Below are 17,291 nucleotides of genomic sequence, written 5' to 3'. Positions count from 1 at the left end.
AAAAGTTTGGACGGGCCGATTAGGGGATGATCAATAGAGTGAGGCTGGTTGGCGGCCCGCGTGCCGCGCTGCGCCCCGCGTAACCTCTCCTCCCCCGACGGAGCGAGAATGAGTTCGCCTGATCGGAGCATCCCGACGGTCCTCGTCGTCGACGACGAACCCGCCATCACCCAGCTCCTCTCACTTGCCCTCGGTCGGGCCGGGTTCGTGGTGCGCGCCGTTAACAACGGCGTGGGTGCGTTCGACGAATACCAGAACGGCGACATCGATTTGGTCGTGATCGACGTTCAGATGCCCCGGCCCTGGGACGGCCCCCGAACTTTGGCCGCGCTGCGCGCGATCGACCCGGACGTGCGGGCCGTGTTCATGTCCGGGAACACGGGCGAGTATACGCACGAAGAACTTCTTGCTCGCGGGGCACTACGAGTGCTCACCAAACCGTTTCCCAGATTGAGCCAACTGGCCGAAGAACTCCGGGCGCTGATTCCCGGTGCGGGGCCGCCCGCGGAACCCGACGGCGAACTGTAACGCACATCGAACCGCGACTGTTTTCGACCGAGTTTTCACGTCATTTTTTCGCTCGTCGATTTTTCCGCGACGCGCGGGAGCAGTTCCACCCAAAATGGGAAGCGAGCCACAACGGTTCGCTCGCGGAGGTCACGATGTCTCGGGCCGCTTTGTCCGCATTCGTCTCCCGTGCGTCGCGCGCCGCCGAACCGCTGCCCGTCGAAACCGACGGCGGGTTGCTCACGCGGTTCGTGCGGGACCGCGATGAGGGCGCGTTCGCGGCGCTCATTCACCGGTTCGGGCCGATGGTGCTCGGGGTGTGCCGGCGCGTCACGCGCGACGCTCACCTCGCCGAGGATGCGTTCCAGGCCGCGTTCGTCGTGCTGGCCCGGCGCGCGGCGGACGTGTACCCGGCGGGGGCCGTGCGCAGTTGGCTGTACGGGGTCGCTGTTCGCACCGCTCGGGAGGCCCGCACTGTGGCAGCACGTCGGCACGCGAGAGAGGTTCCTGTCGCCCAGGTTCCCGACCGCGCCGCGGAACTCGTCGAGCACCCGGACGCAGACGCGCTTCGCGCCCTCGACGAAGAGGTCGGCGCGCTGCCGGAACACCTCCGCGCGGCGGTGGTGCTGTGCGAACTCGACGGGCTGAGTCGCGCGGACGCGGCCGAACGCCTGGGCGTTCCCGAGGGCACGCTGTCGAGCCGACTGGCGAAGGCGCGCAAGCTCCTCGCCGGGCGGCTCCGGGCACGCGGCGTCGCAGCGCCCGCGGTCGGGCTGGCCGTTCTCACTCAAGCCGCGCTCGCGCCGGCACTCGTGGCCCGAACCTCCGCGCTCCTCCACGCGACCGCGCCCCTTCCGCGCGCCGTCGCGGCGATCTCGAACGGGGTGCTACGAACCATGTTCTTGCGCAAACTGACTCTCGGGTCCGCCGGGGCCGCTCTGCTCGCGGTCGCGTGTCTGGCCGCGTGGGGCGCGCTGTCCACGAGCGCGGCGAAAGAGCCGCCGAAAGCGAACCCGCCTCTCGTACTCAAAGCCGTACCGACTCGGGCGACGCAACCGCCCGCGGCCAAACCCGCTGCCCCCGGTCGGCTCCTGGTGTGGAAAGAGACCAAGCACGTCTTCCTCACTCCGGACGGAAAAGAGGGCGACACTTTTGTCAGCGATCACCCGGACAAGAAGGCGATTTTCAACGAGCCAGTTCTGTCGCCCGACGGGAAGATCGTGGCGTTCCGCGTCAACGACGATCCCCCGACCGACCAGGGCGGGAACCGGAAACAGCATCTCTACTTCCGCGATGTGGAGGGCAAGAAAGCCGGCGTGAAGATCGAACTCAATCCCATGACACTCGCGTGGGATTGGGACGGCAAGGCGCTGCTTGTTACGGAATTCATCCCCGCAAAGGAACTCAAGGACACGGAACTTCTCGTGTGGCGCGTGGACGTTGCGACGCAGAAGAAGACCAAACTCGACTTGCCGAAACACACCGTCGTTTACGCCGCGGCTCCCGACGGTGAGGCGTTCGTGGGGGCCGTGTTCGACTTCAAGGCGATGAAGATCAGCCTCGCGACGATCTCGCGCGACGGGAAGGACGTCACCAAGCTGTGCGAGGTGCGGAACGAAATGCCGGACCCGCGACTGTCTCCCGACGGAACGAAGTTCCTCTTCCAGGACTACGACGCCGACGAGAAGCCGGCTAAGGGCACGCCCCCACTCCGGCGCTTGTTTGTTTACGACCTCAAGGCTCAGAGCCGCAAGCGCGTGGCCGACGTCCCGTTGAATGCCTCCCTGATCGGGTACTGTTGGTCCCCCGATGGTAAGCAAATCGCTTACACCTGGAAGCAGGTGCAACCCGGCGTGCCGCTGGCGATCAACACCGAGAACATGAACGACCCGAAGCTGAACACCGAGACGGAATCGCACCTGATTATCAGCGACGCGACCGGGAAGAACCCCAAGACGGTGATGTCGATCAAATCCGAGTTCGCCCCGCGAACCACCATCGGGGCACTCGACTGGCGGTAGGCACTGAGGTCGGGCGGTTGGTGCCGAACCACTCGGCTTCGTTCAGCGACCGAGCGCGATACCAAACGCAGCCGCCGCAGCGAGTGCGGCGATCGTCCGGACGTGGTTCCAGACCGTCCACCCGCTGAGGTACTGGTTCCAGTAAATTGCCGCGGCGGGATCGGTCGGCTGGAGCGCGGCCAGGGCGTCGTTCCTGGGAATGTTGAACGCCCGCGTGACTGCGAACGTGCCGATCAGGTACAGCGCTCCTCCCACAAGCAACCAGACGGCTCCGGGCATGTGCCAATACACAATCGCCGTGACAACCGCGAGCGCGCAGATTGCCGCTGTCCCGACGAACGCGCCCAGGAACAGCGGGTTCAGCACGACGACGTTGATCGACTGCATCGCGGCAATGCCCTCATTCGCCGGGAGTCGCGAAAGAGCCTTCATGACGAAGGTCGAGAACGCGAAGAACGCGCCGGCGATGAGTCCGCACCCGAGGCACGCGACGAGTGCCAGCACGAAGAACACTTGGTCGATCGTCACTGTTCCGTCTCCGGCTCACGTCGAACGTCACTTGCTCCCCGCACACCGTACCAATCCCGTTTTGCGCACACCACCTCGTCAGTTGCGGCCGGTGTAACCCGGTGCCCGGCGAACGGCCGGTGTCATGCTGAGGGCGTTTGTGGCCTGTGGGTGTCGCTGATGGTCAATGATCGCGTGGGTTGCCTGAGATGATTGTTCCGATTTTGGTGACAGCGTAAATCCCTCATTTCTCCCAAAATAGCGTCCCTTTCGGCGCATTCGTTGAAATCGGAAACAATAATTAACTCCGTTCCCGGCCCCACCTTAAAGCACGGTGCGCGCTGATGTCCCGCCGCCTCCGACTCGAACAGCTCGAAGCCCGAGACGTACCCGCAACCTTCGCTGCCTTCACCAATTCCCCGATCGGGGTCGGCACCAGACCGCTCGGGGTCACGTCGGCGGACCTGGACGGAGACGGCGACATCGATCTCGCTACCGCGAATTACAACGATGGCACGGTTAGCATCCTGCTCAACGACGGGGCCGGGGCTTTCAGTGCCGCACCCGCCGCCGCGACCGGCACCGGCCCGACCAGGATCGTGTCGGCGGACCTGGACGGGGACGGGGACATCGATCTCGCTACCGCGAATTACAGTGCCAGCAACAATGTCAGCATTTTGCTCAACGACGGGACCGGCTCGTTCACGCTCGCGTCTTCCGTAACCGCGGGCATCTTCCCGTATGGGATCGTGGCCGCGGACCTCGACGGCGACGGCGACGTCGACCTCGCCACGGCCGATTACTTCAACGACACCGTGAGCATTTTACTCAACGACGGGACCGGTTCCTTTACGGCCGCGTCCGCTGTGGGTGTGGGGGACCATCCCAGTGGTATCACAGCGGCGGACCTGGACGGGGACGGAGACACCGACCTCGCGGTCGCCAATTACAACGACGACACCGTGAGCATTTTGCTCAACAACGGGGCCGGTTCCTTTACGGCGGCGCCCGTTGCGACCACCGGGAGCTTCCCGGCCGGCGTCGTAGCGGCGGACCTGGACGGGGACGGAGACATCGATCTGGCGACGGCCAATACGAACGGTCAGGGTATCAGCATTTTGCTCAACGACGGGACCGGCTCGTTCACGCTCGCGTCCGGTGTGACTACAGGGCCTCACCCCGTGGACCTGTTGGCAGCGGACTTTGACGGGGACGGGGACACCGATCTCGCGGTCACCAACCGCGACAACAACACCGTGCGCATCGTACTCAACAACGGGGCCGGGAGTTTCGCTGCTGCCTCGATCCTCTCCGCTGGGGCCAAGCCGCAGAGGATCGTGTCGGCGGACTTTGACGGGGACGGGCGACCGGACCTCGTGGCCGGTAACGCAAATAGCAACGACATCACGCTGTTCCAGAATACGACCCCGTTCTCGGCGGACGTCCGGGTAACCGCTACCGGTCCGGCGTCGGCCGCGAACGGGTCCACAGTCACTTACACAGTCACCGTGACCAACGCCGGCCCCCAAACGGCCACGCTCGTCGGGTTCACGGCTCCCCTGCCCGCGGGCCTGACCGGGGTTACGTTCACCAGTTCCGTGACTGGTGGCGCGAGCGGGAACACGGCCAGCGGCGCCGGGGCCGTGAACGACACTCTTACGCTTCCCGTCGGGGCCACAATCACTTACACGATCCAGGGCGTATTTAGCGCGGCGAGCGTCACCCTCTCGGCCACCGCGACCCCGCCCACGGGCGTCATCGATCTCACACCCGCGGACGCCACCGATACCGCGTCCACGCTGCTCGCGATCCTGCCCTCGCCGCCCTCGCCGCCCGCACCGCCTCCACCGCCCGCGGTACCCGGGCGCCTGTTCGCGGTGGGTTCGGGCGCCGGTGTTGAGGCCCGGGTGAACGTGTACAACGCGGACGGTTCCTTGCGATTCACCCTGGTCCCGTACATCGGGTTCGCGGGGGGAGCCCACATCGCGGTGGGAGACGTGAACAATGACGGCACCCCGGACATCGTGACTGGTGCTGGAGCGGGGGCCGGACCGCACGTGAAGGTGTTCGACGGCGCGACCGGGACCGAACTCGCGAGCTTCTTCGCGTTCGATCCCAATTTCCACGGCGGGGTCAATGTGGGCGCTGCGGACCTCGACGGCGACGGGCGCGCCGAGATCCTCGTGGGCGCGGGCGCCGGGGCCGATCCGCACGTTACCGTGTTCCGGTTCGCGGGCCTCACTCGAATCGCGAGCTTCCTGGCGTTCGATGCCAAGTTCGCGGGCGGGGTCACGGTCACCGGCGATACGGGCAAAATCGTGGTCGGGGCCGGCACCGGTTCGCACGTGAAGGTGTTCAACGCGACTTCGCTCGCGCTCGAATCGAGCTTCCTGGCGTTCGATGCGGGGTTCCAGGGCGGAATCAGCGTGGGGGCGGATCAGGGGAAGATCGTGGTCGGTGCGAGTGCCGGTTCGCAGGTGAAAGTGTTCAGCCAATCCGGAACCGAACAGGCGAGCTTCCTGCCGTTCGGCGCCGGGTTCGCGGGAGGAGTTCGGGTCAGCGCGGGTGCGTCGGCGCTGGTTGTTGGTGTGGGTGCGGGAGCGACCCCGGCGGTGCGCCGGTACGACTTGCTCACGCTCGATCCGATCGACTCGTTCCTCTCGCTCGGGACCGGCGCGCCCGGGGGCGTGTTCGTCGGGTGACGCGAGCTTCAGGAACGGGATCGCCGCGGTGAAGGCGAAAGACGACGAGGAACTGTCGAAAGGCCTCCGCTCGTCGCCTCGTAGTCATCACTCGTCGGGTTCGATCTCGGTGCAGGCGATGACTTTGGCGTCATCGTTGAAGTACACAAGCACCTCTGTCCCGTCGGTATCGCGCCCGACGTACATCCCGCTCTTGTCCTTTTTGAAATCGACCCGGGCCGCGCGGGTGAACGCTTGGCCGCGCCTGACCGACGGGCTCAGGTCCGCCTTGGGATACTTGGCCCACAACTCCGCCACCGCCTCCGTGAACGTCATCGCCGCGAACCTCCATTCTGCCGAATGAAGAAAGAAGATTAGGAACGAGAGCGGGGCGCGGCAACCTCGCGGGGCAACGAAACCGGCCGCTGCCGTAAACGCCTACTCCCGGAGGTGCGGCGGTGGGGAGAGGATTTTGACAGGATTAACAGGATCGACAAGATTCCGATCGCCAGTGATTGCTATTCACACCAGTCGGCTCACGCCGGCCGTTCGCCTGCCACCGGTCCGATTCGCAACCGCTACGATTTCGACGCTGCGAAATCGCGCCCGCGCGTTCGGGATCTCGTCGATCCTGTTAATCCTGTCAAAATTCGTTTTGTTTTCGTTCCGGTTACCGCTGGTAGATGGGCGGAATGCCTTCGTCCAACTGGAACAAACACAGGTTGACGCCGGTCACGAAGACGGGGCCGACGTCGCCCTGTGTCCGGGCCCCACTGGTGCGATCCTGGGCGGCCAGAAGTTGCTGAAAGTGAGCGATTTTGAACCGTTCCCAACCGAGCCACCTGTCCCGGTCCTTTTGGCCCGGGAACATCTCGCCGTAGCGGTCGCTTCCCATTGTGCACATAGTGAATAAATTTTCACTTATGATATTGATATCGCTAGTTGCTTCGGTTTATAATTGCGGAGCGGGTGCTCGCGTGCCTGGATAATCGCGGGCGGTGCTCCCCCCTGATTCCGGGGCCGGCGCTCGCGAATGTTAGCCGCGGTGAGTGGCGTGCGTCGCTTTTCCCCGGTGAAATTGAGATATTGAAGCCTGTCGGTCCCGGAATGTGAGCAATTGTTAGCATCGGTGCGGGACGGGAGGGAATGGCGATGCACATCCGACCGATCGAACCCGCGGACCGCGAACCGCTGGCGGATGTTTGGCTGCGGTCGGTGCGCGCGACGCACACGTTCCTGTCGGAACAGGACGTCCAGTCCCTGCTCCCGCTGGTCCGGGATTACCTGCTGTCCGAGGAGCCCGAATTTTGGGTTCTCTGTGCGGAGTCCGGGGCGCTGATGGGCTTCATGGGGATGTCCGGGAGCAAGATGGACGCGCTGTTCTTGGACCCGCAGTTCCACCGCAGCGGGGGCGGGCGCCGGCTGGTGCGGCACGCTCAGGAGCTTCGGGGCGAACTGACAACGGACGTCAACGAACAGAACCCCGCGGCGCTGCGGTTCTACGAGGCGTGCGGGTTCGTCGTGGAGGGGCGCTCGGAGGTGGACGACGCGGGGCGGCCGTTCCCGCTGTTGCACTTGCGCTTGCCGGCCCCGGGGCGAACGACGAGCGAGAGCTGACTGCGGATTGGTCCCGTTTCCGTTTCCTTGTAGCGAGCCGCGACCGCAAGGGAGCGGGAGCGGCTCCCGTTTATCGCCGCGATCCCACGTGCGGGAAGCTTCCGCTCCCTTGCGGTCGCGGCTCGTTCGGACGCTACGTGGATCTCGAAACGAGACTAGTCAACGGAATTGGGGATTCGACTACGCGCCCACCAGCTTCTTGAGCAGAGCGATTTGCCCGGCGTGGTAAGCGTAGTGCTGGCTCGTACCGTGGAGCATCACGGCCACCGCGTAGGTTTTGCCGGGTACTACGGCGTCGAGTTTCTCAGGTGCGAGGTTCGCAACCACACTCAATAGTGTTTGATGCCGGCGGTCGAGGTCGTTGAGGGTCGCCGCCCACGCCGCGCCGCTGGTGTCGGTCACGGGTGGGAAGTTCCCCGCGTCGGGTTCGGTGATCGCGCGCCATTCGGTGATTCGTCGGGCCGCGACCTCGATCCACGCCGCGAGGTGGTTCACGAGTGCCCAGATGGAGTGCGCGAGCTGCGGGTGTTGTACCGCGGCCGTCTGCGCGGTGATGCCCTGCAACACTTCGAGTAGGGGGGGGCCGTGCCAGCAGTCGCCGTCGTAGGCGCGCCGGAGTTCGTCGTCGACCCGGGCGCGTTCACCGGTGGGTGGCATCGTCTCCTCCCCGAGGTGGTGTCAGCGAAGGGGCGTTACCCCGCTACGGCAAAGAGCCGCTCGAACCGGCGCAACACGCCGACGATCAGGACCGGGTCCGCGGGCTTCATGAGGACCAGATCGAACCCGCTCTCTTCGGCCGCGTCGAGCGTTTCGCGCGCGGCGCCGGTTACGGCCACCAGGAGCGGGCGCCGCGGGACCAGGGAGCGAACCCGGCGCGCGATCTCGAACCCGTCCACGCCGGGCATGAGCAGGTCCGTCACCACGACATCGGGCGGGTCCGATTCCAGGGCGCGGAGCGCGTCGGCCCCGGTCGTCGCGGTGGCCGCGGTGAATCCGTGGAGCGCGAGTACCCGGGCTAAGCTGTCGGCGGTGTCCGCTTCATCATCGATTACCAACACGCGAAGGTGGGAGACCGGACGATTCGGCATGAAGGTACATTTATGTTGCGAGTGAAGGCGAGTGAACGTGAATCTTAAGCACTATCGGGCAGGCGCCAAGGGAAGACGATCGGATATTCTCGTCGATTTTGGTGTTACACAGCAGGTAAAGTCGTTCAGGGGCGATACCTTGTGTCGGGCGACTTGTTATTGCTTTGAGAGAATTTCCCTACGACGTCTGCGACAGTGTGTAGTGAATATAACGGTGACGGGCACGAACGGCCCGTCGAAAAGCATAGAGTCAGTTTACGGGTACGTATGCGTAACCGTCTGTTTGTCGGTTGATGATGACGGTCAGGGCCGCGGCCGCGACCGAAACGTCCTTCGCGACGTCAGATTCTTTAAACCCTTTGTAGTTCAGGGCTTGACCGCACACGAACACCTCAGCACCGGCGTTCTGTAAGTCACGGATGAGTGCCGCGTTGGGGTTCTTTTCGATCCCGAATTTCGCCTTATACGCTTCGTCGGTGAGAGCGGTTTTGGTGGCCTCGCCGTGGAACACGAGGGCGATCTTGACATCGGACGCCTTCAGCCCGGCCGCACCATAGAGGTTCAGCAGCCGAGCGGCCCGTTCGAGTCCTTTGTTGATGTCGGTGGGTTTGGAGTCCGCGGTGACGTCGAAAACGACCTTGGCCCCTTTGCGGGGTTGCTCCGCGGCTTTCGGTAGCGGTACCACGCCGCCCGCGTTCGGGATGATCGGGAAGACGAGTTTGGTTGCGGCTGGTTCTTCGGCGACCACGCTAACGGTCGTCAGTAGAGCCGCGACTATTCCCAGAAGTGCGTTCTGCATCGAGAGATCCTCGCGTCGGGGGCGGGCAACAGCCGTATTGTAATGCGGCTGCCCGGTCGCGTTCGGATCGTGGTGGATTCTCTGCCAACTACTCGGGGCGTTCGGTCGGATTCACGCCCGGTCGAGGAACGGGGAGGAGGCACATCCTCCGGTTGCAGCACCGGGGCCGATTCGTGCGCGAGGAGAGGCTCTGCCTCTCGTGGCTGGCCTCCGCACAGCGCCCGCACCTCGGGCACCACATGTGATACGTCGACACCAGGAGGTGGGGGAGTGTCGCCCCTGTGCTTTTCTTTGTCATTTTAATTTTATTTTAAATATCGACTTAATCCGGATCCGTACTGGTCCGGTGGTCAGACACTAGTTCGGGATTTCTGGTCAGGCAAAGAATGGCGCGTCAGGTTTTTACCTCAATTTATTCTCCGTACTCAGCGGATCGAACGCCCACGGGCCGGCGAACCGCGATAACACTAGCTCGGATCTCGATTTCGGTCGAGCGCGGCTCCCGGTGGTCACTATTTTTGCAAGATGGGCAAGTAGTTGTTGGGCAACTGGAGCACAGTGAGCTAAAAATCCGCCCGCCAAGACCGCTCGGGGAACACCGCGGCGCGACACCGGTAACCGGGAGGTATGCACTGTACGAGAGCCTCCGAGGGGCACGGATCGAGGAGAGCCGAGGGCGCCCGATTACTTTTTACCGCCTCCGGTCGCGGGCACGCGACAGCCCGTACCTTGGCGGATCACGTTGCGGCGGGTTCGCGGCATTCGCGCGTCGGAGTGTGTTCACGGGCCGCACCTTGTTTGTCAAATCGAGCGCGAACCAAGGGGTTGATTTCCACAAGTCACGTGCTTACTCTGGGTGGACCTGCCGAGATCATCGCTTCTTCTTCGAGTCGCCATGCCCAACACTCACTTTTCTCGCCGCACTGGTTTTACACTCATTGAACTCCTGGTGGTGATCGCGATTATTGCGATCCTCATTGGGTTGCTGCTGCCCGCCGTGCAGAAGGTGCGCGAAGCGGCGGCCCGCATGAAGTGCCAGAACAACCTCAAACAGTTGGCCCTCGCGTGTCACAACTGCGAGTCCAGCAACGGCCGGTTCCCGATCGGTAGTCAGGGGAACGACCCGGCGACCGGTCTCAACAGCACCACTAAGAAACGCAAACCGTTCGTTGCCGACGTCCTGCCTTACATCGAGCAGGACGCGCTTTACAAGAATTACGACCCGACGCAGGACTTCAATCACGCCAACAACACGCTGTCACGGTCGCAGAAGCTGACCATGTTTCAGTGCCCGTCGGACCAGACCCAGGAGCCGTGGTCGCCGACCAACGACTACAAGGGGAACTATGGCGTAAACTGGGGGCGCTGGGCGTTCTTCGACCAGGGCGGGCCGACCAGCAACCCCGCTCCGCTGAACGTCGGCACCGCGGGCCGGTCCCCGTTCTGGCTCGAGTTCGGCGCCAAGTTCACGGACATGACCGACGGGACCAGCAACACCCTGTGCCTGATGGAGATGCTCCAACCGCCGCGTGACCACTCGGGGAACACAACCGACCGGCGCGGGCGGATCTGGAACAACGATTCCGCGTGCTACGAGATCTCGGCCCGGATCACCCCGAACAGCCCGTCCGGGGACTACGGTCAGTGCATCGACAACCCACAGCAAGGGTGGCCGTGCATCCGGGACGCCGCGGGCGACCCGCGGAACTTCTTCATGGGTAGCCGGAGCCGGCACACCGGCGGGGTGAGCGCCGCGTTGTGCGACGGCAGCGTCCGGTTCATTAACAACTCCGTCGATCTCACCACCTGGGCCGGCATGAGCAGCATGGCCGGCCGTGAAGTGCTGGGGGAGTTCTAATGCTGAAGCGCTACAGTTTTGGCGCGGCTCTCCTGGTCGCCACTGTTCTGAGCGGGTGCGCGGACCCGGCGCCCAAGCGGGGACCGATTCGCGGAACCGTCACGGTCGACGGAGAACCGCTCGCGGCCGGGCGGGTTCGCTTCTTCGCGCTGACCGGTGGAATCAGTACCGAGGGCGTCATTCAGGACGGGCGGTACGAGATCCCGGCCGAGCGCGGGCCGACGAGCGGCAAATACCGGGTCGAGATCGTCACCGAGAAGAAGACCGGGCGCAAGGTACCGGACCGGGACGCCGGCCCCGGTGAGATGAAGGACGAGATCGTGAACGTGATCCCGCCGAAGTACAACCGGGACTCGACGACACAGATCGATTACGACTCGAGCGCAGATGCCCCGCACGACTTCAATCTGAAGACCAAGTAGAGTACCACTCGCTCGTTAACACTCGCGGTTCGCCCGGAGCTTTCTTGGCAAACCGCGAGTGTTAGCGAGTGGGTGGAGCTACGCAACTACCAAATTAAAGAGCGCAACCTTCTGAATCACGCCGGCCGTTCCGCAACGCAGACGATGCAGTCCGATGCGCTGGTGATGTAGCACAGCCAGGCCGCGAGTCGGGCCGTTGGCTTCCACCGCAGCAGCTTCGTGAGCAGTCCGCTGCGGCCGTTGCGATCGGCGAGGCGCGCGCTGGAGCGGAGCCAGTCGCTGTGCCGCAAGTGGCGCACCGGTTCGGGGCGGAACCCGGCGCTCTGCAACATCGTGGTTAGCGTGGTCGGAGTGAAGTGCGTGAGGTGGCGCGGGAGGTCCAGTCCGAACCACGAGTGGCCGAACAGCTTGTAGGGCAGGCTGTCGATGTTCGGCGTCGCGATGATGAGTTTGCCGCCGGGCACCAGCAGCCGGAACGCTTCTCGCAATAGGCTGAGCGGCTTGTGGACGTGCTCGAGTGAGTGCCACATGGTCACCACATCGAACGAGCCAGGTTGTAAGTCGGCATGCGGTAACGTACCGACCAGTGCAGCTAGCCCGAGTTGCTCGCGTGCTTGTTCGACGGCCCCGACGGAGGCGTCGAGCCCGGTCACCTGCCAGCCCTGATCCGCCATCGTCTTTAAGAAACTTCCCGCACCGCACCCGAAGTCGAGCAGGCGCCCGGGACCGGGCCACGGCAGCACCCCGCGGCGCTCCGCGCACGGGCGCCCCGACAGGCGCGCCCAAAACGGCCGCGCCCGGCGCGACTGCCGGATCTTCCGGGGGCGGCGGTGCGGCTGGTAATCGATCGGGTAGAACCCCGCCATCGTGCGCTCGGTCGGGCGCGGGTTCGTGTACGTCAGCCCGCAGCTCGCGCAGCGCACTACGGCGAACACCAATCCCGTGCCGGCGGCCGGGAGCGGGTCCGGGGCTTCGAGAACGGGCGCGCCCGCGTCGGTACCGCAGAGCGGGCAGGGAGTTTCTTCCCACGCGACGCTCGGGACCGTGTTACGCACTTCCGCGCCGGCGGGTAGGGGCGCGAGTGAAGAGCGGTTCAGCATGGGGGCTGCCATCCGTGAGCCGACAACGGGACGTTCGGGCAAACTTACCGCGATCCGGTTTTCGGCGTCAACGGCACCTTTTCGGCAGTTAGAATGTGGCTCCCGATCTCCGGAGTTGCCCATGAGAACGAGCCTCTGGTGTGCCGCACTGTGCGTTTTTGCGTTCGGTGCAACCGGGTGCGGGAAGGAGAACAAATTGCCCGGCGAGATACTGACGGCACTGGAGAATGCCACCGAAATCGAACTCTATTCACTGAATGGCGACACGAGGACGCAAGACGGTTGGCACGGTGCCAAGATCTTGGGGCAGACGACCGTAAAGGTGGACGATGCGAAGAAAATTACGGCCGCTATGGTGAAAAGCGTGAGTGAAGGTGGACAGGGTATGCGGTGCTTCATTCCGCGCCACGGTGTCCGCGTGACACACGACGGGAAGACCTACGACCTCGTCATCTGCTTCGAGTGCCAATGGGTGAAAATCTACACGGACAAGGATGAGAGCCCCCAAAAGGTTAGAACTTCTGCTTCGGCCCAGGAGTTGCTCAATCAGATTTTGACTGATGCCAAAGTGCCGTTGGCGAAGCTGGAGAAGTGACGCCGAGCCTTTCGGGTGGCTGTTTCGCACCGTAACGCCCAACTCTGCGCCGGAGCCGGCCTGACTTCTGAGACTCGGGTTACCCGCTCCGCTTGGGCGCCCAACGACCACTCAGAGTTGTGCCCTCCCGCCAGGAGACGGTCATGAACGCCGTTCGTTGGTTCGTTGTGGGGTGCGCGGCCGTGCTCGGTGGCACCGCTGCGGCTCAAGATCAAAAGCAGGCCGCGACCAAATTGCCCGATGCGGTGCTAACGGCACTGGAAAAGGCCGAAGCGATCGAAGTGTACTCTCTGAACGGGAGTACCAACGATGAGGACGAAACCGGGTGGCACGCGACGCGGTTGATCGGGAAGACGAGCGTGAAGGGTGAGGCCGCGAAGGGGCTGGTTACCGCACTCAAGAAGGGGCTGAAGGACGAGGCCGAAAAAGCCGACTGCTTTACCCCGCGACACGGTATTCGCGTGTCCCACGACGGCAAAACGTATGACATGCTGATCTGCTTCGAGTGCCGCTGGATGTACGTCTACACTGGAGAGAAAGAAAAGCCGTTGGTGGTGGTCATCTCCGATTCACCGCAGGAGCGGATCAACCAGATTCTCACCGACGCGAAGGTTCAAATCGCCAAATAAACCGACCGGACACATCCGCAGATCCAACATTGAACGCCCGGTCCTTTAGACCGGGCGTTCAATGTTCACATTGGCCACGAAGTTGCCAACAGGTCAGGTTACCGCACGGTCTTCGCGATGTTCTCGGGCCAGTCGAGATCGCACCCGGCGTTCGAGAGTTCTGTTTGGAAGTCCGCGAGCAGTTTCGCGTCCTTGCGGACCTGACGCGGAACGCGCTTCTTCGTGGTGCAGAACGCGACCAACTCGCCCACCGCTTCGCCGATGCTCCACTCGACCGGGTGCAGCCGGTAGCAGCCGTTCGTGATGTGCGTGGTGCCGATGTTCTTGCAGGCCGGGAGCAGGTTCTCGACGCGCTCGGGGATCAGTGCGCCGAGCGGGATCTGGAACGGCAGCGAACTCACATCAATGTAGTTGTCCCCGCCGGACGACGGGTGCAGGTCGATGCGGTAACTCCCGGTCCCGACGGAGTCCTTGAACGGCTCCGCGGTGAACTCGCCCGGTTTCTTGCCGAGTTGCTTGGCCCGCGCGTCGACCCCAACGTGGTTCTCGGTCACGGTGAATTGCGCTTTGATGCGCCGACTCTCCCGAACGTAGGGGGCCATCGCTAGCCCGTCGCCGTCTTCGGTTCCGGTCACGTCCCCGCGGAGGCGCAGACCCTTCCAGCCCTCTTTCTTCCCGCTGGGGTGCGGGGCTTCGGTTTGCATCCAGTAGAGGAGGCACTCGCTGAGTCGGCGCCCGGCGAGCTGGTGTTCCCAGCCCTCCTTACCGTTGCCGTACAGGTTCCCGAGCCAGTAGTCGTTCTGCGGCCAGTTGACGAGGCACACGTCGCTCAGTCCGGACCCGTCGGCGAAGTTGTCCTTCGCAACGATCCGGCGATAGGTCCACAGGTTCAATCCCTTTACGGCCCCTCCGGTCGGGTCGAATCCCACCGCGCGCGTCTTAAGCGTTTTCGGGTCGGCCATGTCCCACGACAACAGGTTACCGGGCCACGCGGGAGTCATCTTCGGGACGTAGTCGCGCCACTGGTTGTAGCCCTCGGGCTTCTCGATCGTGTTGTCTTTGTCGGCTTCGTAGTCCATCGCGAAGCAGACCGTGAACGCCTGGTGGTTGTTCGGCTGGGCGCGGTCCGGGGCGTGCGGTTCGCGGGTGTCGCTGTTCGATTCCGCGCCGGTGACGTATTCGACTTTGGCTATCGACAGTAGGTCGCCGGTTTCGGTCGCGTCCGCAAAGTAGGGCGCGACCAGATTAATGGGCTTACCGTTCTTGAATTGGCCGAACACCGCGGTGATAGTGTCGCCGTCGGTTTGGGCGCTCATCGCGCGGAACGGCTGGAGCAGTTTCACGCGCCCGCTCGCGAGGTGAGGTGCGAGCATCTCCAGTAGAACCGCCAGCGCGACACGCGGCTCGTGGCACAGCTTCGACACGCTGCCGGCGCCGGGGTTCAGGAGCCGGTTCTTGGCCGCGTCCTCGGTCAGCGGGTACGAGCGGCGGTAGTAGTCGCGGACCTTCGCGCGGAACGCCCGATAGGTTTTGGTGCTCCCCTGGGTCTCAATCCACGTGTGCTCGTCCGGCGGAACAGCTTGGGCCGTGAGTTGGCCGCCGATCCAATCGTACTCTTCGGTGAGAATCACCTTCAGACCTTTACGCACTGCGGCCAGCGCGCACGCGACCCCACCCACCCCGGCACCGAAGATCACCAGATCGGCCGTGAGTTCGCGCTCCGGTTTGGCCGGATCGCGCATCTGCCCGTAGGCCGGCAACATGTGTGCGAACGGCGTGAACGCCGAGAGCGAGAGGAACGCGCGACGGTTCATTCAGGGGCTCCCGTGCGGGCGAAACGTCCATCCAGACTATCGGCACGCGACCCGTTCGGGAATCACTTTGTAACCATTCAAGTGGAACGGGATTGCGCCTCGAACCGTGGATACGACGCAATTCCAGCGTCGCCCCCTCGGGCGAAGGGGCGCGGGGTGCCAGTTGCTGGGCCATTTGGTGGACGTGAGCACCTCGCGGGCACGGACGGGCCGCGTGTGCCCGGCGCCGGGGCGTTCCTACAATTCCCCTTCGCCCGTCCCCTCCGTCGGAGAACCTCTCATGTTGCGCCTGTTAGTCGCCGCCGCTCTCGTTGCCTGCTGTGTCGCGCCGGCTTCCGCCGAAGACAAGAAGCCGCCGATGATCGGCCACATGGTGTACTTCAAGCTCAAGGACAACACGCCGGAGAACCGCAAGAAGCTGGTGGCGGCGTGCGAGAAGTACCTGGCCGAGCACCCGGGCACCGTGTTCTTCTCGGCGGGCGAGATCGGCGACGAGTTCAAGCGCGACGTGAACGACCGCGACTGGGACGTGGCGCTGCACCTGGTGTTCGTGGACAAGGCCGCGCACGACAAGTACGCGGTGGACAAGGAGCACCTGAAGTTCATCGACGAAAACAAGGCGAACTGGGCGAAGGTGCGGGTGTTCGACTCGGAACTGCGCAGCTACAAGGCCAGCAAAAAGTAGGCACGGTCGCGCAGATGAAAGAGCGTGATTCGGTTTGAAGTCGCGAATAGCACAGTAGCCAGGGGTAAAGCTCGCGCTTCGCCCCTGGCTACGATTTTCTGCCCTGGAAGGCTCGAACGCGGGTCCGCGTCTGATCCGTGTGCTCTGTGTTGATCCGTGGCGTATTTCCCAACTCCTACGCCAAGTCAAACAGCAGCACTTCGCCGTCGCCGCTCACGGTCAGTTCCTTTTCGTCTTCGACGGCGACTGCGTCGCCGGCCACGAGCTTCGTGCCGTTGACGGTCGCTGCGCCGGTGGCCACGTGTACGAACGCGGCGCGGCCGGCCTTCAGTTCGTGGCGGACGGCGTCGCCCGGCGCGAGCTTCGTCTGGTACACTTGCGCGTCCTGGTGAATGACGAGCGACCCGTTCTCCCCGGTGGGGGAGGCGACCAGCGCCCACTTCCCGCCCTTGTCCGCGTCGGTGAACACCTTCTGCTGGTAGCCCGGCTTGTGCCCGCGCTTGTCCGGGAACAGCCAGATCTGCAGCAGGTGAACCGGCGCTTCGTCGGACGGGTTGAACTCGCTGTGCGTGATGCCCGTACCGGCCGTCATCGCTTGCCACTCGCCGGCGCGGATCACCTCGCCGTTGCCCATGCTATCGGCGTGTTCCAGCGCGCCCGAGAGCACGCAGGTGAGGATCTCCATGTCCCGGTGCGGGTGCGTGGGGAACCCGCCGCCCGCCGCGACGCGGTCATCGTTGATGACCCGCAGCGTGCGGAACTGGTGGTGCTTGTGGTCCTGGTATTCACCGAACGAGAAGGTGTGCCGGCTGTCGAGCCAGCCGCCGTACTTCGTCACGCCGCGGTCGGTACCCTTGCGAATGGTGAGCATTGGTAAGTCCAGTGGTGTCACCGCATGTCCGTCGGTGACACCACGAGATACCGTGCGAGACGGGCGGGCTTTCAGAAACCCTGGGGTTGAAACCCCG

Annotated in this window: 18 protein-coding genes; 9 read left to right on the top strand and 9 right to left on the bottom strand. The window is 64.0% G+C overall.

What is annotated here, in order from left to right:
• Positions 1 to 108: 108 nt before the first annotated feature.
• Positions 109 to 528 (top strand): response regulator, encoded by a 420-nt coding sequence (locus tag VT84_RS04780; RefSeq protein ID WP_052552949.1) that lies wholly within the window; start codon positions 109 to 111, stop codon positions 526 to 528.
• A gap of 134 nt (positions 529 to 662) precedes the next feature.
• Positions 663 to 2,528 carry an RNA polymerase sigma factor gene (locus VT84_RS04775; RefSeq protein ID WP_082838708.1) on the top strand — a complete coding sequence of 622 codons (1,866 nt, stop codon included), beginning with the start codon at positions 663 to 665 and terminating at the stop codon, positions 2,526 to 2,528.
• Positions 2,529 to 2,570: 42 nt separating this feature from the next.
• On the opposite strand, the gene VT84_RS04770 is transcribed toward VT84_RS04775, so the two are convergent.
• The gene (locus VT84_RS04770) at positions 2,571 to 3,056 is read right to left on the bottom strand and encodes a DUF1772 domain-containing protein (protein WP_204249715.1); all 486 of its coding nucleotides are present in this window, start codon (positions 3,054 to 3,056) and stop codon (positions 2,571 to 2,573) included.
• Positions 3,057 to 3,379: 323 nt separating this feature from the next.
• On the opposite strand from VT84_RS04770, the gene VT84_RS04765 reads away from it, so the two are divergent.
• Positions 3,380 to 5,737, top strand: a complete 2,358-nt coding sequence (locus VT84_RS04765) for an FG-GAP-like repeat-containing protein (RefSeq protein ID WP_082838707.1) — start codon at positions 3,380 to 3,382, stop codon at positions 5,735 to 5,737.
• Positions 5,738 to 5,824: 87 nt separating this feature from the next.
• Here VT84_RS04765 and VT84_RS04760 read toward each other — a convergent pair whose 3' ends face one another.
• Together VT84_RS04760 and VT84_RS04755 are read right to left on the bottom strand one after the other, a co-directional pair.
• Positions 5,825 to 6,052: a hypothetical protein gene (locus VT84_RS04760; RefSeq protein ID WP_052552958.1), complete on the bottom strand. Its 228-nt coding sequence runs from the start codon at positions 6,050 to 6,052 to the stop codon at positions 5,825 to 5,827.
• A 334-nt stretch (positions 6,053 to 6,386) separates the two neighbouring features.
• Entirely contained in the window at positions 6,387 to 6,611 is a 225-nt protein-coding gene (locus tag VT84_RS04755; protein ID WP_052552959.1) for a hypothetical protein, read from the bottom strand.
• 257 nt (positions 6,612 to 6,868) lie between these two features.
• Between VT84_RS04755 and VT84_RS04750 the strand changes: the two genes are divergently transcribed.
• Positions 6,869 to 7,333 (top strand): acetyltransferase, encoded by a 465-nt coding sequence (locus VT84_RS04750; protein WP_082838705.1) that lies wholly within the window; start codon positions 6,869 to 6,871, stop codon positions 7,331 to 7,333.
• A gap of 180 nt (positions 7,334 to 7,513) precedes the next feature.
• On the opposite strand, the gene VT84_RS04745 is transcribed toward VT84_RS04750, so the two are convergent.
• From VT84_RS04745 to VT84_RS04735, 3 genes are all read right to left on the bottom strand, one after another.
• On the bottom strand, positions 7,514 to 7,990 hold the full coding sequence (locus tag VT84_RS04745; RefSeq protein ID WP_052552961.1) for a DinB family protein: 477 nt from the start codon (positions 7,988 to 7,990) through the stop codon (positions 7,514 to 7,516).
• 35 nt (positions 7,991 to 8,025) lie between these two features.
• A complete protein-coding gene (locus VT84_RS04740) occupies positions 8,026 to 8,421 on the bottom strand; it encodes a response regulator (protein WP_082838704.1) in 396 nt (131 codons plus the stop codon).
• A 250-nt stretch (positions 8,422 to 8,671) separates the two neighbouring features.
• Positions 8,672 to 9,220 carry a DsrE family protein gene (locus VT84_RS04735; protein ID WP_052552963.1) on the bottom strand — a complete coding sequence of 183 codons (549 nt, stop codon included), beginning with the start codon at positions 9,218 to 9,220 and terminating at the stop codon, positions 8,672 to 8,674.
• A gap of 895 nt (positions 9,221 to 10,115) precedes the next feature.
• Here VT84_RS04735 and VT84_RS04730 point away from each other — a divergent pair.
• Together VT84_RS04730 and VT84_RS04725 are read left to right on the top strand one after the other, a co-directional pair.
• On the top strand, positions 10,116 to 11,078 hold the full coding sequence (locus VT84_RS04730; protein ID WP_082838703.1) for a DUF1559 domain-containing protein: 963 nt from the start codon (positions 10,116 to 10,118) through the stop codon (positions 11,076 to 11,078).
• Positions 11,078 to 11,500 carry a hypothetical protein gene (locus tag VT84_RS04725; RefSeq protein WP_052552966.1) on the top strand — a complete coding sequence of 141 codons (423 nt, stop codon included), beginning with the start codon at positions 11,078 to 11,080 and terminating at the stop codon, positions 11,498 to 11,500. The genes VT84_RS04730 and VT84_RS04725 overlap by 1 nt, the downstream gene beginning before the upstream one ends.
• Before the next feature lie 116 nt (positions 11,501 to 11,616).
• On the opposite strand, the gene VT84_RS04720 is transcribed toward VT84_RS04725, so the two are convergent.
• Positions 11,617 to 12,600 carry a class I SAM-dependent methyltransferase gene (locus VT84_RS04720; RefSeq protein WP_052552970.1) on the bottom strand — a complete coding sequence of 328 codons (984 nt, stop codon included), beginning with the start codon at positions 12,598 to 12,600 and terminating at the stop codon, positions 11,617 to 11,619.
• 121 nt (positions 12,601 to 12,721) lie between these two features.
• On the opposite strand from VT84_RS04720, the gene VT84_RS04715 reads away from it, so the two are divergent.
• Both VT84_RS04715 and VT84_RS04710 read left to right on the top strand, forming a co-directional pair.
• Positions 12,722 to 13,195, top strand: a complete 474-nt coding sequence (locus VT84_RS04715) for a hypothetical protein (protein ID WP_052552972.1) — start codon at positions 12,722 to 12,724, stop codon at positions 13,193 to 13,195.
• A 143-nt stretch (positions 13,196 to 13,338) separates the two neighbouring features.
• Positions 13,339 to 13,824: a hypothetical protein gene (locus VT84_RS04710; RefSeq protein ID WP_082838701.1), complete on the top strand. Its 486-nt coding sequence runs from the start codon at positions 13,339 to 13,341 to the stop codon at positions 13,822 to 13,824.
• Between the two features lie 98 nt (positions 13,825 to 13,922).
• Here the strand turns inward: VT84_RS04710 and VT84_RS04705 are convergent, their stop codons facing one another.
• Positions 13,923 to 15,638 (bottom strand): FAD-dependent oxidoreductase, encoded by a 1,716-nt coding sequence (locus tag VT84_RS04705; protein WP_082838700.1) that lies wholly within the window; start codon positions 15,636 to 15,638, stop codon positions 13,923 to 13,925.
• 280 nt (positions 15,639 to 15,918) lie between these two features.
• On the opposite strand from VT84_RS04705, the gene VT84_RS04700 reads away from it, so the two are divergent.
• Positions 15,919 to 16,323, top strand: coding sequence for a Dabb family protein (locus VT84_RS04700; protein WP_082838699.1), 405 nt, complete (start codon positions 15,919 to 15,921; stop codon positions 16,321 to 16,323).
• A 175-nt stretch (positions 16,324 to 16,498) separates the two neighbouring features.
• Here the strand turns inward: VT84_RS04700 and VT84_RS04695 are convergent, their stop codons facing one another.
• Positions 16,499 to 17,194 carry a pirin family protein gene (locus tag VT84_RS04695; protein WP_052552976.1) on the bottom strand — a complete coding sequence of 232 codons (696 nt, stop codon included), beginning with the start codon at positions 17,192 to 17,194 and terminating at the stop codon, positions 16,499 to 16,501.
• Positions 17,195 to 17,291 lie beyond the last annotated feature (97 nt).

Origin of the sequence: Gemmata sp. SH-PL17 (assembly GCF_001610855.1) — a bacterium.
Lineage (GTDB): Bacteria > Planctomycetota > Planctomycetia > Gemmatales > Gemmataceae > Gemmata > Gemmata massiliana.
The sequence above is the reverse complement of the archived record's forward strand: the minus strand, read 5'-3'. Positions and strand labels throughout refer to the sequence as shown.

Coding starts and splice junctions, on each gene's coding strand:
- VT84_RS04780 (WP_052552949.1), top strand. CDS start 109: ATGAGTTCGCCTGATCGGAGCATCCCGACGGTCCTCGTCGTCGACGAC.
- VT84_RS04775 (WP_082838708.1), top strand. CDS start 663: ATGTCTCGGGCCGCTTTGTCCGCATTCGTCTCCCGTGCGTCGCGCGCC.
- VT84_RS04765 (WP_082838707.1), top strand. CDS start 3,380: ATGTCCCGCCGCCTCCGACTCGAACAGCTCGAAGCCCGAGACGTACCC.
- VT84_RS04760 (WP_052552958.1), bottom strand. CDS start 6,052: ATGACGTTCACGGAGGCGGTGGCGGAGTTGTGGGCCAAGTATCCCAAG.
- VT84_RS04755 (WP_052552959.1), bottom strand. CDS start 6,611: ATGGGAAGCGACCGCTACGGCGAGATGTTCCCGGGCCAAAAGGACCGG.
- VT84_RS04750 (WP_082838705.1), top strand. CDS start 6,869: ATGCACATCCGACCGATCGAACCCGCGGACCGCGAACCGCTGGCGGAT.
- VT84_RS04745 (WP_052552961.1), bottom strand. CDS start 7,990: ATGCCACCCACCGGTGAACGCGCCCGGGTCGACGACGAACTCCGGCGC.
- VT84_RS04740 (WP_082838704.1), bottom strand. CDS start 8,421: ATGCCGAATCGTCCGGTCTCCCACCTTCGCGTGTTGGTAATCGATGAT.
- VT84_RS04735 (WP_052552963.1), bottom strand. CDS start 9,220: ATGCAGAACGCACTTCTGGGAATAGTCGCGGCTCTACTGACGACCGTT.
- VT84_RS04730 (WP_082838703.1), top strand. CDS start 10,116: ATGCCCAACACTCACTTTTCTCGCCGCACTGGTTTTACACTCATTGAA.
- VT84_RS04725 (WP_052552966.1), top strand. CDS start 11,078: ATGCTGAAGCGCTACAGTTTTGGCGCGGCTCTCCTGGTCGCCACTGTT.
- VT84_RS04720 (WP_052552970.1), bottom strand. CDS start 12,600: ATGCTGAACCGCTCTTCACTCGCGCCCCTACCCGCCGGCGCGGAAGTG.
- VT84_RS04715 (WP_052552972.1), top strand. CDS start 12,722: ATGAGAACGAGCCTCTGGTGTGCCGCACTGTGCGTTTTTGCGTTCGGT.
- VT84_RS04710 (WP_082838701.1), top strand. CDS start 13,339: ATGAACGCCGTTCGTTGGTTCGTTGTGGGGTGCGCGGCCGTGCTCGGT.
- VT84_RS04705 (WP_082838700.1), bottom strand. CDS start 15,638: ATGAACCGTCGCGCGTTCCTCTCGCTCTCGGCGTTCACGCCGTTCGCA.
- VT84_RS04700 (WP_082838699.1), top strand. CDS start 15,919: ATGTTGCGCCTGTTAGTCGCCGCCGCTCTCGTTGCCTGCTGTGTCGCG.
- VT84_RS04695 (WP_052552976.1), bottom strand. CDS start 17,194: ATGCTCACCATTCGCAAGGGTACCGACCGCGGCGTGACGAAGTACGGC.